Below are 15459 nucleotides of genomic sequence, written 5' to 3' on the forward strand. Positions count from 1 at the left end.
AATCTTCGGCCACATTCTTTCCCTCGGAGGCAACTCGAGATATGTTGACGGGTGTCGACATATCTCAGTAGAGACCATCGAGGAAGCGCGGACAGCAGACAGTGACTACTCAACGAAACGAAGAGTTGGCGTTTGCTGTGCTGGCCGACCAAGTGCGTCGACAGATTCTCGACACGCTGGCTACCCACGGCGAGTGCAACGCGGGCTTCATCAGCGATCAAATTTCGACGGTCGGTCGCACCACGGTATCCACACATCTCAAGGCGCTGCGGTTGTCCGGCGTGATCGTCGAACGGCGTCAAGGACGTCATCGCCTGTTCTCGATAGATCCATCGGGGCCCGCCAACGATGCACTCCAGTTCCTGCGCGACGTCCTCGGGCGAGCGCTGGAAGCAGGTTCGAACGCCTCCGAGTCGCCGACCACTGCGACTGAGGATTCAGACGTCGCATCGGTGCGTCGCCGAGCGTGAGGCCTTGTTGAGCCCCAGCACCTATTTCAGGCAGGAAGTAGAACGTGCCAGGTCTCTCCGTAACGGCACAGATCGTGACGACCGACCCACCAGGGTCAGCCTTCGAGCGCCTCGAAACGGGGCAACTGCTCGAACTCGAATGTGAGCAACTGACGGTCGGGGCCGCTGCCGCGATCTCCCTTCCCGTCGGCGACGGCGCACGCGCAGATCCAGTCGGAATGCCGATCACGCTGTTGGGATACGTCGCCGGCGTGAAGCGGGGCCGATCGGTCGTGATCGTGCACCACCAACCGTGGCGCGGCCGCCTGACGATCCGGTTCTTTCCCGACGGCGCCGGGACCCGGATCGTTCTCGAGTCCAGCCTCGATCAGGACGGCATTTCCTGGCTTGCCAACAAGCGCGGATTCGCTCCACCCGAACCTCCGCGTTCCGACCGACATCGGATCGGGCTGCTGGTCAGCAAATCCGGCCCGGCAGCTGTATTCGCCCAGGCGACAGAAACACTCGCAGCCCTGGCGGTGGAAGAAATCAATGCCGACGGCGGCATCGGCGGCGTTCTCGTCGACTTGGTGATCGGCGATGACGCTTCCGACTCGGCGGCCGGAGCGGCGACCGCACTGCGATTGGTGAAAAGCGGATGTCGCGCCGTTTTCGCGTGCGTGACATCGTCGACCTTCAATGCCGCTGCATCTGCATTGCAGAACACCGGTGTGCTGTTGGTGCACACAGTTCTCAACGAGGGAGGTCGATCGCGTCCGGGAGTCCTTCGATTAGGTGAGCGACCACTCGACCAGACGCGAGCGGGCATACCCGCAATGATGTCCGAGACCGGTTCTCGCACTTGGTTCCTGGTCGGCCAGCAGTATTCGTGGTCGTTCGGAGCGCATTGGGCGGCCCGGCGTGTGATCGCCGAATCCACAGGTTCGGTGGCCGGCGAAGTCTACGTACCGTTGGGGACAACCGACTTCTCACGCATCATCGAGTCGATAGCCGACTCCGGGGCCGAACTGATTCTTTCCACCCTGGTGGGCCATGACGAGGTCTTCTTCGAACGACAATGCGCCCAGCACGGACTGCGGGCCACCACGCGGACGTTTGCATTGGTCCTCGACGAGGCCACTCAGCAGCTCATCGGCAATTCCGATGCTGACGGAGTCTGGGCGGCATTCGGCTACTTTCAATCCGCAGCCGGCGATCACGACCTCGAAAAGCGATACAGCGCGAGCTCGAACGAACTCCTGCCTCCGCTCAGTTCCCTGTCGGAGACAACGTACGAAGCGATCGTCGCTTACGCACGCGCCGTCGAACGAACGTCCGCAGGCGATCCGGAAACAGTACTTCGGCAGCTTGTCACGACGTCGAAAAGCTCTACGAACAACGGCGTTCCACTGCATCGACCGATTCTGCTCGCTGAATCACGCCGTGGGCGCCTGTACCCCCGTTCTCTCTGAGCGCGCGTAACCCGAACTTAACGAGTCAATATGTCGATACCTATTGACGCAATTATGGATCCGGCCCTAGTCTGAAAGACAAGTGAAGCCGATCACATCAGGAGCACACTTCTCATGGCAACAATCCGACCTGACGACAATGCAATAGACACCGCCGCAAAGCATTACGGCATCACTCTCGACCAATCAGCCCGGCTCGAGTGGCCGGCACTGATCGACGGAGCACTGGGCTCCTACGACGTCGTCGACCAGTTGTACGCCGACGAGGCAACCCCGCCGACCACGTCACGTGAGCACACGGTGCCAACAGCGAGCGAAAATCCTTTGAGCGCTTGGTATGTGACCACAAGCATCCCGCCGACGTCGGACGGCGTCCTGACCGGCCGACGCGTGGCGATCAAGGACAACGTGACCGTGGCCGGAGTTCCGATGATGAACGGGTCTCGGACAGTAGAGGGGTTCACTCCGTCTCGCGACGCGACTGTGGTCACTCGACTACTGGCGGCCGGTGCAACCGTCGCGGGCAAAGCTGTGTGTGAGGACCTGTGTTTCTCCGGTTCGAGCTTCACACCGGCAAGCGGACCGGTCCGCAATCCATGGGACCCACAGCGTGAAGCAGGTGGATCATCCGGTGGCAGTGCGGCTCTCGTCGCAAACGGTGACGTCGATTTTGCCATCGGCGGGGATCAGGGTGGATCGATCCGGATCCCGGCGGCATTCTGCGGCGTCGTCGGACACAAGCCGACGTTCGGGCTCGTCCCGTATACCGGTGCATTTCCCATCGAGCGAACAATCGACCATCTCGGCCCGATCACACGCACGGTCCACGATGCCGCACTGATGCTCTCGGTCATCGCCGGTCGCGACGGTAACGACCCACGCCAAGCCGACAGCGTCGAAGCAGGTGACTATCTGTCCACCCTCGACTCCGATGTGGATGGTCTGCGAATCGGGATCGTTCGAGAAGGTTTCGGGCACGCGGTCTCACAGCCCGAGGTCGACGACGCAGTCCGCGCAGCGGCACACAGTCTGGCCGAAATCGGTTGCACGGTAGAGGAAGTAAACATCCCGTGGCACCTACATGCTTTCCACATCTGGAACGTGATCGCCACGGACGGTGGTGCCTACCAGATGTTGGACGGCAACGGATACGGCATGAACGCCGAAGGTTTGTACGATCCGGAACTGATGGCACACTTTGCTTCTCGACGCCTTCAGCACGCCGACGCTCTGTCCGAAACCGTCAAACTGGTGGCTCTGACCGGCCACCACGGCATCACCACCCTCGGCGGCGCGAGCTACGGCAAAGCCCGGAACCTCGTACCGCTCGCCCGCGCCGCCTACGACACTGCCTTGAGACAATTCGACGTCCTGGTGATGCCCACACTGCCCTACGTCGCATCCGAACTACCGGCGAAGGACGTGGATCGTGCAACCTTCATCACGAAGGCTCTCGGGATGATCGCCAACACAGCACCGTTCGACGTGACCGGACATCCGTCCCTGTCCGTTCCCGCCGGCCTGGTGAACGGGCTTCCGGTCGGAATGATGATCACCGGCAAGACCTTCGACGATGCGACGGTCCTCCGGGTCGGGCGCGCATTCGAAAAGCTTCGCGGCGCGTTTCCGACGCCTGCCGACCACATCTCCGACTCTGCACCACAACTCAGCCTCACCTAGTTCTGTATCCGCACTTGCACAACAAATTCCACCGATTCACACATGATCAGCCCGCATAGAAAAGGTGAACCAGATGTCAGTAACGATCGACCACACAACGGAGAACGCCGCACCGGCCCAGGCGCCGGTCTCCGACCGGGCGTGGGCACTGTTCCGCGCACTCGACGGTAAGGGATTGGTACCCGACGGTTACGTCGAAGGATGGAAGAAAACCTTCGAGGAGGACTTCAGTCCAAGGCGCGGAGCGGAATTGGTCGCGCGGGCGTGGACCGACCCCGAGTTCCGGCAGTTGCTTCTCACCGACGGTACCGCCGCGGTTGCCCAGTACGGATACCTGGGCCCCCAGGGCGAGTACATCGTGGCAGTCGAAGACACCCCGACCCTCAAGAACGTGATCGTGTGCTCGCTGTGTTCATGCACCGCGTGGCCCATTCTCGGCCTGCCCCCTACCTGGTACAAGAGTTTCGAATACCGTGCGCGAGTGGTGCGTGAGCCACGGAAGGTTCTCTCCGAGATGGGAACCGAGATCGCGTCGGACGTCGAGATCCGCGTCTACGACACCACCGCCGAAACTCGCTACATGGTTCTCCCGCAACGTCCCGCAGGCACCGAAGGCTGGAGCCAGGAACAGCTTCAAGAGATCGTCACCAAGGACTGCCTGATCGGCGTCGCAGTCCCGCAGGTCCCCACCGTCTGATCACCCCGACAAGAAAGAAGCACACCATGGATGGAGTACACGATCTTGCCGGAGTTCAAGGCTTCGGCAAAGTCCCGCATACCGTCAACGCCGACATCGGCCCCACCTTCCACGCCGAGTGGGAACACCTGCCGTACAGCCTGATGTTCGCCGGTGTCGCCGAACTCGGGGCATTCAGCGTCGACGAAGTTCGATACGTCGTCGAGCGGATGGAACCACGCCACTACATGATGACCCCGTACTACGAGAGGTACGTCATCGGCGTCGCGACACTGATGGTCGAAAAGGGAATCCTGACGCAGGAAGAACTCGAAAGCCTTGCAGGGGGACCGTTCCCACTGTCGCGGCCCAGCGAATCCGAAGGGCGTCCGGCACCCGTCGAGACGACCACCTTCGAAATCGGTCAGCGAGTACGCGTGCGCGACGAGTACGTTCCGGGGCATATTCGAATGCCTGCGTACTGCCGCGGACGAGTGGGAACCATCTCTCATCGGACTAGCGAGAAGTGGCCGTTTCCCGACGCAATCGGCCACGGGCGCAACGACGCCGGCGAAGAACCGACGTACCACGTGAAGTTCGCCGCCGAGGAATTGTTCGGTAGCGACACCGACGGCGGCAGCGTCGTAGTCGACCTTTTCGAGGGTTACCTCGAGCCTGCGGCCTGATCGTCCAACATTCCGGGCGGCGGTCACGCGATCACAGCGTTTCGCGTGACCGCCGCCTGATCACAGCAATTCTCTCATTCGGAAGGACACTGGAAATCATGGTCGACACACGACTTCCGGTCACGGTGCTGTCAGGTTTCCTGGGCGCCGGGAAGACGACACTACTCAACGAGATCCTGCGAAATCGAGAGGGTCGGCGGGTCGCGGTGATCGTCAACGACATGAGCGAAATCAACATCGACAGTGCAGAAGTCGAGCGTGAGATCTCGCTCAGTCGCTCCGAAGAGAAACTGGTCGAGATGACCAACGGCTGCATCTGCTGCACCCTGCGAGAGGATCTTCTCTCCGAGATCAGTGCCTTGGCCGCCGATGGCCGATTCGACTACCTACTCATCGAATCTTCGGGCATCTCCGAACCGCTGCCCGTCGCAGAGACGTTCACATTCATCGATACCGACGGCCACGCCCTCGCCGACGTCGCCCGACTCGACACCATGGTCACCGTCGTCGACGGCCACAGTTTTCTGCGCGACTACACGGCTGGGGGCCGCGTCGAAGCCGATGCCCCGGAAGACGAACGAGACATCGCGGATCTGCTTGTCGATCAGATCGAATTTGCCGACGTCATCCTGGTGAGCAAGGCCGATCTCGTCTCGCACCAGCACCTGGTCGAATTGACCGCAGTCCTGCGCTCTTTGAACGCATCCGCTGCGATAGTTCCGATGACGCTCGGTCGCATCCCACTCGACACGATTCTCGACACCGGTTTGTTCTCGCTCGAAAAGGCTGCACAGGCCCCCGGATGGTTACAAGAACTCCAAGGTGAACACATCCCCGAAACCGAAGAGTACGGAATCAGTTCGGTGGTGTACCGCGAGCGCGCACCCTTCCACCCCCAACGGCTGCATGATTTCCTCAGCAGCGAGTGGACCAACGGAAAGTTACTTCGGGCCAAGGGCTACTACTGGAATGCCGGCCGGTTCACCGAGATCGGGAGTATTTCTCAGGCCGGTCATCTCATTCGCCACGGATACGTCGGCCGTTGGTGGAAGTTTCTACCCCGTGACGAGTGGCCGGCCGACGATTACCGTCGTGACGGAATCCTCGACAAGTGGGAAGAACCCGTCGGAGACTGCCGACAAGAACTCGTCTTCATCGGCCAAGCCATCGACCCGTCTCGACTGCACCGAGAACTCGACGCGTGTCTACTCACCACAGCCGAGATCGAACTCGGGCCAGACGTGTGGACCACCTGGAGCGACCCCCTGGGCGTCGGCTATACCGACCAGACCGTTTGATATTGGTCCGGTTTGCCGTAAGTTGTGCGCAATGGGGGTATCACGCAACCGAACTCGGGCGTTGTTGATCGTCGCGGCGATCGCAGCCGGGACCGTGGCCGCGGTGACGCCGGCGGGGGCCACCTGGACAGTCGCGCCGATGTGCGGCGAGTGGCGGGTCGAAACCGTAGCGCAAGGGTTGGAACAGCTCGAAAACCTCGAGCCCGATGACAACGGCGGGTTCTACCTCTCCGGCGAGTCGAAGATCTATCACGTCGACGCCGCAGGACAGGTACGAACTGTCCTCGACGACATGGCTGCCCCTGGCGGTTTGCAACTCGACGGTTCGAGGCTGTCCTTCCTCACCAGACAGGACGGCAAGCTGTGGCACCTGGACACCTCGACGGATCAGCTGTCCGCACCCGTCGACTTCGCGGGCAACGGCCTGCTCCGGCTTCCCGACGGCGATCTGCTGACCACGTGGGTCGGAACAGAAGGAGGTCCGCCAAAGGGCGTCTCGCGCTATCTGCACGACTCCGGAGCCGTCGTTCCCAATTGGTCGACAGTGCCGCGTTCGGAGGGACTCGCGCTCAGTCCGGATCATCGAGCCGTGTACACCGATGACCTGTTCACCGGTCAGATCATTCGAGTGCCCTTGGATACCCCTGACGCGTGGACAGTTGTAGCGACGGTCCCGAGCCTGATACCCGGACTCGACGATCTGACCATGTCGCAGGATGGAATGCTCTACGCCGCTGCTCACGTCGAAGGCTCGATCTATCGCGTACACCCTGAAACCGGCACTTCCTGCGTCGTCGCTTCGGGTCTGTCGAATGGGTGGAACGGGCCGAGTTCAGTGCGTATAGGACAGGACGGCGACGGCTGGGCGCTCTACGTCACCGGCTTCGACGGAACGCTGCGTCGCCTGGTACCTCCGTCGGGCGTCGACCTCGCACCCGTCCGCTGACGCCGATCTCTTCGGCACGAGATTCCCCGACCTGGCGATACTTAAAATCACGCTGATTTGAAGGCATGCCCGCAGCGCAACGGCCCCTTGTCCGAAAACTGTCAACAGTTCTACACGGAGAAATGGCTACCCTTAGGTTTACGCTGCACGCATGTTTTCTTCCGTCGCAGCGAAGATCCGCCTGGTGGTGGCACTGCTCCTCACTGCCCTCCTGGCGCTGACTCTGTCATCGTGCTCGAGTGGCTCGGATTCGTCGGCAGCCCCCACAGACCTGTGTGCACCTCCAGGAGTGGGAGCTGCAACCGCGGCGCCCACCAATCTGGACGCGGCAGCGGGTGCGGGCGCCGAAGACCGCTACACCACGGCCACCGTCACCCCGGTCGATCAGATCGACACCTCGAAGCTGAATCTGATCAAACCCGGGGTCATCACGGTCGGCACGCTCGGTGACGCGCCCCCGAGCATCTGCGTCAACTCCGAGAATCAGTACACCGGATACGACAACGAACTCCTGAAGGCCGTCGCGGACAAACTGGGCTTGAAGGTCGAGTTCGTCGGCACCGAGTTCGCCGGGCTTCTCGCCCAGGTTGCCGGTCGACGCTTCGACGTCGGCTCGTCGTCCATCACCACCACGGACGACCGTCGCAACACCGTCGGCTTCACCAACGGTTACGACTTCGGATACTTCTCCCTCGTCGTGCCTAACGGCAGCCCGATCACCGGCTTCGGAGACCTGGATGCCTCCAAGCGCATCGGCGTCGTGCAGGGAACCGTGCAGGACGACTACGTCGTGAACACGCTCAAGCTCGATCCCGTGAAGTTTCCCGACTACGCCACGGCGTACGCGAACCTCAAGTCCGGACAGATCGACGCCTGGGTAGCTCCGTCTCAGCAGGCCGAAGGTGCAATCGCTCCCGGTGATCCGACCTCGATCATCCAGAACACCTTCTCGGTCAACAACTTCGTCGGCTGGGCGGTGAACAAGGAAAACCAGCCGCTGATCGACGCCCTCAACTCCGGCCTCGACGCAGTCATCGACGACGGAACCTGGTCTCAGCTGTACGCCGACTGGGTACCGCGCCAACTCCCTGAAGGCTGGAAGCCCGGATCCAAGGCCGCGGCCACTCCGGAACTGCCCGACTTCGCAGCCATTGCCGCGGAAAACGCAGCGAACGGCGACGGTGGCGATACCGCGTCGTACCAACCGAAGTCGACGCTCGAACAGCTCAAGGACACGTTCTTCGACTGGGATCTGTACAAGAAGGCATTCCCCGATCTCCTCAAGACCGGTCTTCCCAACACCCTGATCCTTGCGCTCGCGTCCGGCATCATCGGCACGATCCTCGGCATGCTGCTCGCTGTCGCCGGTATCTCGCGCACCCGTTGGCTGCGCTGGCCGGCCCGCGTCTACACCGATATCTTCCGTGGCCTGCCCGCAGTCGTCATCATCTTGATCATCGGGCTCGGCGTCGGACCGATCGTCAAGGGAATCACCGGTAGCAATCCGTACTGGCTCGGTGTCGCGGCGCTGTCACTGCTCGCGTCGGCATACATCGGTGAGATCTTCAGATCCGGAATCCAGAGCGTCGAGTCCGGGCAGCTCGAGGCTTCACGTGCCCTCGGTTTCAGCTACCGAAAGTCCATGTCGCTGGTCGTCATCCCGCAGGGTGTACGACGCGTTCTGCCGGCGTTGATGAACCAGTTCATCTCGCTGATCAAGGACTCGTCGCTGATCTACTTCCTCGGTCTGCTCGTCACCCAGCGGGAACTCTTTGCCGTCGGACGTGATCTCAACGCCCAGACCGGCAGCCTGTCCCCGCTCGTTGCGGCAGGCTTGTTCTACCTTGCTCTGACCATCCCGCTGACGCACCTCGTCAACTACATCGACAACCGACTCCGGACCGGACGCGCCGACACTTCAGGCACGTTGGATCCGCTCGAGCAGGCCATCGTCGTGGAAAGGGGCTGAGGACATGACCACCAGCTCTGAACTGAAGTCCGTATCGCTCACCGGCAAGGACCTGCATCTGTCCTTCGGCACCAACAAGGTGCTTCGCGGCGTCAACCTGCACGTCGACGCCGGAAACACCGTCACCGTCATCGGGCCCTCCGGTTCGGGCAAGTCGACGCTCCTGCGCGTGCTGAACCGTCTGCACGAGCCCGAGCAGGGTGACGTGCTGCTCGACGGGAAGTCCGTCCTGAAGGACAACCCCGACGAGCTACGCCAGCGGATCGGCATGGTGTTCCAGCACTTCAACCTGTTCCCACACAAGACCGTCGCCGAGAACATCGCACTCGGGCCGAACAAGCTCAAGGGTTTGTCGAAGGAACAAGCTCGGGCGCTCGCGCTCGAGCAGCTGGATCTGGTGGGGCTCAGGGAGAAGGCCGACTCGCGGCCCGGCAACCTTTCCGGCGGTCAGCAGCAGCGCGTCGCAATTGCCCGCGCCCTGGCGATGAAGCCCGAGGTCATGTTCTTCGACGAGGCGACGTCAGCTCTCGACCCCGAACTGGTCAAGGGTGTTCTGGCATTGATGGCCGATCTCGCGAAGTCCGGCATGACCATGGTCGTCGTGACGCACGAAATGGGTTTCGCGCGTTCCGTTTCCGACAAGGTGCTGTTCATGGATCGCGGTGCCGTTGTCGAAACCGGTACTCCGGAACAGCTTTTCGACGATCCCGAAACAGATCGACTGCAAGCGTTCCTCTCACAGGTTCTCTGAGTCAGGGGCGCTTGCAGGAGATCGACGGGCGTTGATCCTGGACGCCTGAAGCATCAGATGGTCACGTTCGGCGAGGTTGGATGCCTTGTGCGCTGCATCGGCATACAACCTCGCCGCCGTCTCCAGGTCTCCGTCGCGTTCACGGAGATAGGCCTCGACTGCGGCATGGCGTGGAAGTGAATCGTCGAGCGCTGCAAGAGCTGCCAAGCCGGCGCGTGGCCCGTCCGCCTCGCCGACCGCCACCGCTCGGTTGAGCCGGACGATCGGGCTGTCGGTCAGGGCTGCGAGTTCGTCGTACCACTCCACGATCTGCACCCAGTCGGTCTCGTCTGCTGTGAAAGCGTCGGCATGGAGTGAGGCAATGGCGGCCTGGGCCTGGAACTCACCGAGCCGGTCGCGGGCGAGAGCTGACTGGAGGATTGCGACTCCTTCGGCAATCGAATCGGTGTCCCACCGGCTGCGATCCTGCTCGGCTAGCGGAACCAGACTGCCGTCCGCGGCAGTTCGCGCGGCTCGACGAGCGTGATGGAGCAGCATCAGTGCGAGCAACCCTGCGACTTCGGGGTGATCGATCGCGGCCGCCAACTGCCGGGTGAGCCGGATGGCCTCGGCAGCCAGGTCGACGTCGCCGGAGTACCCCTCGTTGAAGACCAGATAGAGGACACGCAGGACGGTGGCGACATCGCCGGGTTGCTCGAACCGGACGCCGGAGACCGTGCGCTTGGCTCGGCTGATGCGCTGAGCCATAGTCGCCTCGGGCACCAGGTAGGCCTGCGCAATCTGGCGGGTGGTCAGCCCGCCGACAGCGCGCAGCGTGAGTGCGACGGCGGACGACGGCGTCAACGACGGGTGCGCGCACAGAAAGTAGAGCTGGAGTGTGTCGTCCACGCCCGGCACCGACCCGCTGACCGGCCGCTCGCCTGGCTGCTCGTCAGCCAGAAACTCCCGCTTACGGCGAGCCGCATCCGACCGGATCCCGTCGAGGAACCGCCGCCAGGCCACCGTGACCAGCCAGCCCTTCGGGTCCCGCGGCGGGTTGTCCGGCCAGACCCTGACCGCCTCGAGCAGAGCGTCCTGCACGGCGTCCTCGGCCGACGCGAAATCTGCTCCGCGGCGGACGAGGATGCCGAGCACACTCGGAGTCAGACTCCGAAGCAGGGCGTCGTCCATGACAGGTTTCAGTCCGTGATGGTCGGCGGCTCGGTCAGGAACGGGCGCAGTTCGAGCCATTCGTGAATCGGCTTCCCGCCTGCGCCGGGCGCGGCCGAGAGCTCGCCGGCCAATTGGACGGCACGGTCGTAGTTGTCGACGTCGATCACCATCCAGCCGGCAATGAGGTCCTTGGTTTCCGCGAACGGACCGTCGGTGACCGGCGGGCGACCCTCACCGTCGTACCGGACAAAGGTGCCCTCAGGAGCGAGAGCCTGACCGTCGACGAACTCGCCCGCCTTCTCGAGCCGATCCGCGAAGTCCTGCATGTACTTCACGTGGGCAGTGATCTCGTCCGGCGTCCACTGGTCCATCGGCACGTCGTTGACTGCCGCCGGAGCGCCGCGGTAGTGCTTGAGCAGCAAGTACTTGGCCATCGTGAATCTCCTCTGTGTCGGTGCCACCCATTCTGGTCGCACTTCACTACCGGGACGAAGCAAGTCGGGGATTCTCGACATCGCAGGGCCTTCGGCCCTGTGCGCCTTTTTGGTAGTGCCCGCAACCAGAAAGGCGCACAGGGCCGAAGGCCCTAAATCCACCCCTGCCGGCGGGCGATCACCGCTGCTTCGTGCCGGTTGGCAGCACCGAGTTTGGTGACAGCTGACGACAAATAGTTCCGGGTGGTTCCTGCCGAGAGGTGTGCCCGGGAAGCGATCTGCTCGATGGATGCTCCGTCGGCCGCGTACTCGAGTACGTCCGCTTCGCGCGGAGTAAGCGGTGAGTCGCCGGCGCCGATCGCCTCGGCAGCCAACGACGGATCGACGTACCGCCCGCCCGCGTGGACGCTGCGGACCACCTCGGCGAGCGTCGCCGCAGGCGTCGTCTTCGGCAGAAATCCTCGGACGCCTGCTGACAGTGCCTTCTTCAGATACCCGGGACGCCCGTGGCTCGTCACGATGATCGAGACGCACCCCGAGACCGTCTGCGCAATCTGTTGCGCCGTCTCGATGCCGTCGATACCTGCCATTTGAAGGTCGAGCACGGCTACGTCAGGTTGATGTTTTGCAGCAGCGACCACGGCATCCTCGCCGGATTCGGCTTCCGCGACGACAACTATGTCGTCCTCGAGCGACAACATCATGGCCAGAGCCGAGCGGATCAGGTTCTCGTCGTCGGCCAGCAGTACCTTGATCGGCTCGGTCACCGAGACTCCTTCGTTCGGGACGGAAAGTGGGCGGTGAGGGTGAAGCGATCTTCGTCCTGCACGGTTTCGACAATTCCTCCGACGGCGCCGACGCGCTCGCGCAATCCGTTCAGGCCGGTTCCGTTGTTCGGCTCTGCGATCCGTGCGCCGTCGTTGGCGATCACGACGCCGTCCGCGAACACTTCGATGCTGCAATTCTCGGCACTGGAGTGCCGGAGAATGTTGGTGACGCCTTCACGGACGACCCAGGCGGCAGCTTCGGCCAGTTCCACCGGCAGCTGATCTGCCGATCCACGTATCGCAGTGGAGATTCCGGCGGCCTCGAGCAGAGACTGCGCACCGGCCAGCTCGGACGCCAAGGCGATGGACCGGTATCCCCGAACCAACTCGCGCGCTTCGTCGAGTGAATCTTGCGCAAGTTCGCGTACTTCGTCCATCTGCGCGGCGGCACGATCGTCGCCGCGTCGTGAAAGAGTAGCTGCAAGTTCACTTTTCACCGCAATTGCAGACAGTGCCCGCCCGACGACGTCATGGAGGTCGCGTGAAAATCGCAACCGTTCCTCGGCGACGGACAGAGCGGCAGCGGCTCCGCGTGCCTCGTCCAATTCGGTGACCATCCGCAGCAGCCACACCGACATGTAGACGGTCAGCCCCATGAAGGCGGCGACGATTCCGACGGACACGCCGCTTTCCGGACCCGCAAGCAGTCCCAGTACAACCCCGGCGGCCACCGAGCCCACGATCAGCCAGCGCAACGACGTCAACCCCGCAAGTGGCACGACAAGGATTGCCGCCAGCCAGAAGTACGGGCCGTTCTCGCCATTGCTTCCCAAGGCAATTCCCGCCGAGCAGAACGCCGACAACGTCATCACGGCAAGAGGAATCTGGACGGGCTTGGCCACGACTCCGCCCAGATCAGGCATCCGAGACACGGCGATGACGCACGCAACGGCACTGATTCCGAGGAAGACACCCGACAGGTACCGATCCGCAACTATCTCGGTGACCGCACCGAAGCCACCGAAAACCACTGCGACCATGATGAACGATTGCCGCGTGTAGAGGCGAACCTTGTCGACGTTCGACGCGGTTCGCCACGTCCGTCTCGGATTCCAGCGTCCGAAGTTCTGCGCGATCATGCCCACTACCTTCTCAGAGTTCTACGAACGCGGTTCCCAGCGGAAGTGGACGTTCGCGATCAGAACCGAACCGACGATCCACGCCAGCATGACCAACAGCGGTTGCGCAGCCGAACCGAAGGTGTCGACAAATCCGGCTGCCGCACCGGGCGCATCGCCCAGATCAGCCAGTTCGCCAGTGGTCCGCCCCAGCCATCCGAGATTGAGAAGGTCCACTACTGCGGCCAGCGGAGTGAAATCGAGAATGCGAGCAACGTTGTCCGGCACGACATTCCTGATCGAGGACATACCTGCCGTCGCCAGAATCAGAATCGGCATGCAGGTGATCTGCGCCGCCTCTGCATTTCGCGTGACAGCCGAAGTGATCAACGCCAGCGCCGTGAAGAGCGCGGCGCCGCCGATCACCGCGACCAGCACCAGGACCGGATTGACCGGAGCACTACCGCCCAGAACCATCACGGCGATTCCGATCACCACCGTCAACAGGCCGGTGAGAACCCACGACGGCACTGCCGGGCCCGCGAGGATCTCGGCGTCGCTGCATTCCCCTGTCCGTAGTCGCTTGAGAACCAACTCGTCACGACGCGTCGCGTACACCGACAGGAGGTTGTAGAAGACCACGAACACGAGCAGGAAGAGTGCAAACACCTCGAGGCCTGCCGACACCGACTTGTCGGACAACCCGCCATCGCGCGACAGGTACAGCATCCCCACGGGAAAGATCAACGGGAGGACGATTGCGTTGAAGAGCAACAGTCGATTTCGTCCCAGGAGCGTGAACTCCGAACGAGACAGGGTTGCTATGCGGTTCATGCCGACGCTCCTTCGAGAGTTGCGTGATGATCGAATTGGTCTGCAATGGAGAGGAATACGGTCTCCAGGGATGCCGCGCGGGCATCCAGGCCGGTCAGCAGGATGTTGTTGTGCTGTGCCCACAGCAGCAGTTCCGTCAGCGTCTCCTGCACTGTGCGAGTGGTGATCACCACCAGATCGTTTTCGACGCGTACCTCGGCGCCGGCCAGGGCCGGGAGCGGAAGACCGGGACGGTGCAGTTTGATCTGGGCAGGATGATCCGCGACGACGTCCGCCACGGTTCCGCTGCGCACCACCGATCCTCGGTGCATGATCGCCAACTGGTCGCACAGGGACTCGGCTTCGTCCAGGTAATGCGTCGTCAACATGATGGTGACGCCCGACGCTTTCAAGTCAGCGATCAATTGCCAAGTGTTACGTCGACTTTCGGGATCCAAACCAGTAGTCGGCTCGTCGAGAAACAGGACGAGTGGCCGGCCGATGATCGCGCACGCCAGATCCAGTCGCCGCGCCTCACCTCCCGAGAGGAACTTCACGCGGGTATCACCACGGTCACGCATGTCCACGCGCTCGAGCACCTCGTCCACGGGCAGCGGATTCGAGCAGGTTCCGGCCCACATCGCCAAACTCTCACGAGCAGTCAGGTCTTGGGGCAAGCCACCCTTCTGGAGCATGATGCCAAGCGACGGGCGAATCTGCTTGCGGTTGCGCACCGGATCCATGCCCAGAACGCGCACCGTTCCGGCACTGGCTCGTGAAAGACCCTGAATCACTTCGAGGGTGGATGTCTTGCCGGCACCATTGGTTCCGAGGAGGCCGAACAGCTCGCCTTCCTGAACACTCAGATCCAGATTGCGAACAGCATCGAACGCCTCCTTACCGGAGCCGTAACGCCGCGACATTCCGACTACGTCGATCACGGGATCGCCCTTCATCGCTGCGCCTCCGCTCGGTTCCAGCCGCGCAGTCCGATCGCGAATCGAATACCCACATAGACAGCGAGAGCGGCAACAAGGATCCAGAACACCGGATTGGAGCCGATGATCGCGAACACCACTCCGACGATCGCGATGTTCACCACGATCACTACAAGTTCGCGGCCCATCGTGGGTGCGGGTCCGATGTCCATCAGGTCCGTCAGGAGGCTTCCCTCATGTGGTTCTCTCATGCATCCAAGCTTCGCGGGAAGTCAGAGCCGAAAACAGTGCACAGCGTCATCACCTGCGG

General features: G+C 62.4%; 16 protein-coding genes. 9 read left to right on the top strand and 7 right to left on the bottom strand.

Annotation, left to right across the window (positions count from 1 at the left end; genetic code table 11):
- Positions 1-101 precede the first annotated feature (101 nt).
- The 9 genes from P0M12_RS11775 to P0M12_RS11815 all read left to right on the top strand — a co-directional run bounded on the left by P0M12_RS11775 (position 102) and on the right by P0M12_RS11815 (position 9927).
- Positions 102-470: a winged helix-turn-helix domain-containing protein gene (locus P0M12_RS11775; protein WP_218680515.1), complete on the top strand. Its 369-nt coding sequence runs from the start codon at positions 102-104 to the stop codon at positions 468-470.
- 44 nt (positions 471-514) lie between these two features.
- Positions 515-1921 (top strand): substrate-binding protein, encoded by a 1407-nt coding sequence (locus P0M12_RS11780; RefSeq protein ID WP_054187255.1) that lies wholly within the window; start codon positions 515-517, stop codon positions 1919-1921.
- 114 nt (positions 1922-2035) lie between these two features.
- Positions 2036-3601: an amidase gene (locus P0M12_RS11785; RefSeq protein ID WP_277377748.1), complete on the top strand. Its 1566-nt coding sequence runs from the start codon at positions 2036-2038 to the stop codon at positions 3599-3601.
- Positions 3602-3674: 73 nt separating this feature from the next.
- Entirely contained in the window at positions 3675-4298 is a 624-nt protein-coding gene (gene nthA, locus P0M12_RS11790) for a nitrile hydratase subunit alpha (protein WP_042450854.1), read from the top strand.
- A 26-nt stretch (positions 4299-4324) separates the two neighbouring features.
- Positions 4325-4963: a nitrile hydratase subunit beta gene (gene nthB, locus P0M12_RS11795; protein ID WP_042450645.1), complete on the top strand. Its 639-nt coding sequence runs from the start codon at positions 4325-4327 to the stop codon at positions 4961-4963.
- Between the two features lie 98 nt (positions 4964-5061).
- The gene (gene zigA, locus P0M12_RS11800; RefSeq protein WP_050655935.1) at positions 5062-6261 is read left to right on the top strand and encodes a zinc metallochaperone GTPase ZigA; all 1200 of its coding nucleotides are present in this window, start codon (positions 5062-5064) and stop codon (positions 6259-6261) included.
- A 31-nt stretch (positions 6262-6292) separates the two neighbouring features.
- Entirely contained in the window at positions 6293-7207 is a 915-nt protein-coding gene (locus tag P0M12_RS11805; protein WP_277377749.1) for an SMP-30/gluconolactonase/LRE family protein, read from the top strand.
- Positions 7208-7358: 151 nt separating this feature from the next.
- Positions 7359-9176, top strand: a complete 1818-nt coding sequence (locus P0M12_RS11810) for an ABC transporter substrate-binding protein/permease (protein ID WP_003946057.1) — start codon at positions 7359-7361, stop codon at positions 9174-9176.
- 4 nt (positions 9177-9180) lie between these two features.
- A complete protein-coding gene (locus P0M12_RS11815) occupies positions 9181-9927 on the top strand; it encodes an amino acid ABC transporter ATP-binding protein (RefSeq protein WP_003946070.1) in 747 nt (248 codons plus the stop codon).
- On the opposite strand, the gene P0M12_RS11820 is transcribed toward P0M12_RS11815, so the two are convergent.
- The 7 genes from P0M12_RS11820 to P0M12_RS11850 form a co-directional block, all read right to left on the bottom strand.
- A complete protein-coding gene (locus tag P0M12_RS11820; RefSeq protein ID WP_277377916.1) occupies positions 9913-11097 on the bottom strand; it encodes a DUF6596 domain-containing protein in 1185 nt (394 codons plus the stop codon). The genes P0M12_RS11815 and P0M12_RS11820 overlap by 15 nt on opposite strands.
- 8 nt (positions 11098-11105) lie before the next feature.
- A complete protein-coding gene (locus tag P0M12_RS11825) occupies positions 11106-11513 on the bottom strand; it encodes a YciI family protein (protein WP_003945999.1) in 408 nt (135 codons plus the stop codon).
- A 152-nt stretch (positions 11514-11665) separates the two neighbouring features.
- Positions 11666-12280: a response regulator transcription factor gene (locus P0M12_RS11830; protein ID WP_003946002.1), complete on the bottom strand. Its 615-nt coding sequence runs from the start codon at positions 12278-12280 to the stop codon at positions 11666-11668.
- The gene (locus tag P0M12_RS11835; protein WP_007735262.1) at positions 12277-13419 is read right to left on the bottom strand and encodes a histidine kinase; all 1143 of its coding nucleotides are present in this window, start codon (positions 13417-13419) and stop codon (positions 12277-12279) included. The genes P0M12_RS11830 and P0M12_RS11835 overlap by 4 nt, the downstream gene beginning before the upstream one ends.
- Before the next feature lie 21 nt (positions 13420-13440).
- Positions 13441-14232, bottom strand: a complete 792-nt coding sequence (locus tag P0M12_RS11840) for an ABC transporter permease (RefSeq protein WP_003946064.1) — start codon at positions 14230-14232, stop codon at positions 13441-13443.
- Positions 14229-15167 (bottom strand): ABC transporter ATP-binding protein, encoded by a 939-nt coding sequence (locus P0M12_RS11845; RefSeq protein ID WP_003945975.1) that lies wholly within the window; start codon positions 15165-15167, stop codon positions 14229-14231. Before P0M12_RS11845 ends, P0M12_RS11840 begins: the two co-directional genes overlap by 4 nt.
- Complete coding sequence (locus tag P0M12_RS11850; RefSeq protein WP_277377750.1) at positions 15164-15400, bottom strand: hypothetical protein; 237 nt, start codon at positions 15398-15400, stop codon at positions 15164-15166. Before P0M12_RS11850 ends, P0M12_RS11845 begins: the two co-directional genes overlap by 4 nt.
- Positions 15401-15459 lie beyond the last annotated feature (59 nt).

The organism is Rhodococcus sp. RCBS9 (genome assembly GCF_029457415.1).
In the GTDB taxonomy this organism is placed as follows: Bacteria; Actinomycetota; Actinomycetes; order Mycobacteriales; family Mycobacteriaceae; genus Rhodococcus_F; species Rhodococcus_F qingshengii.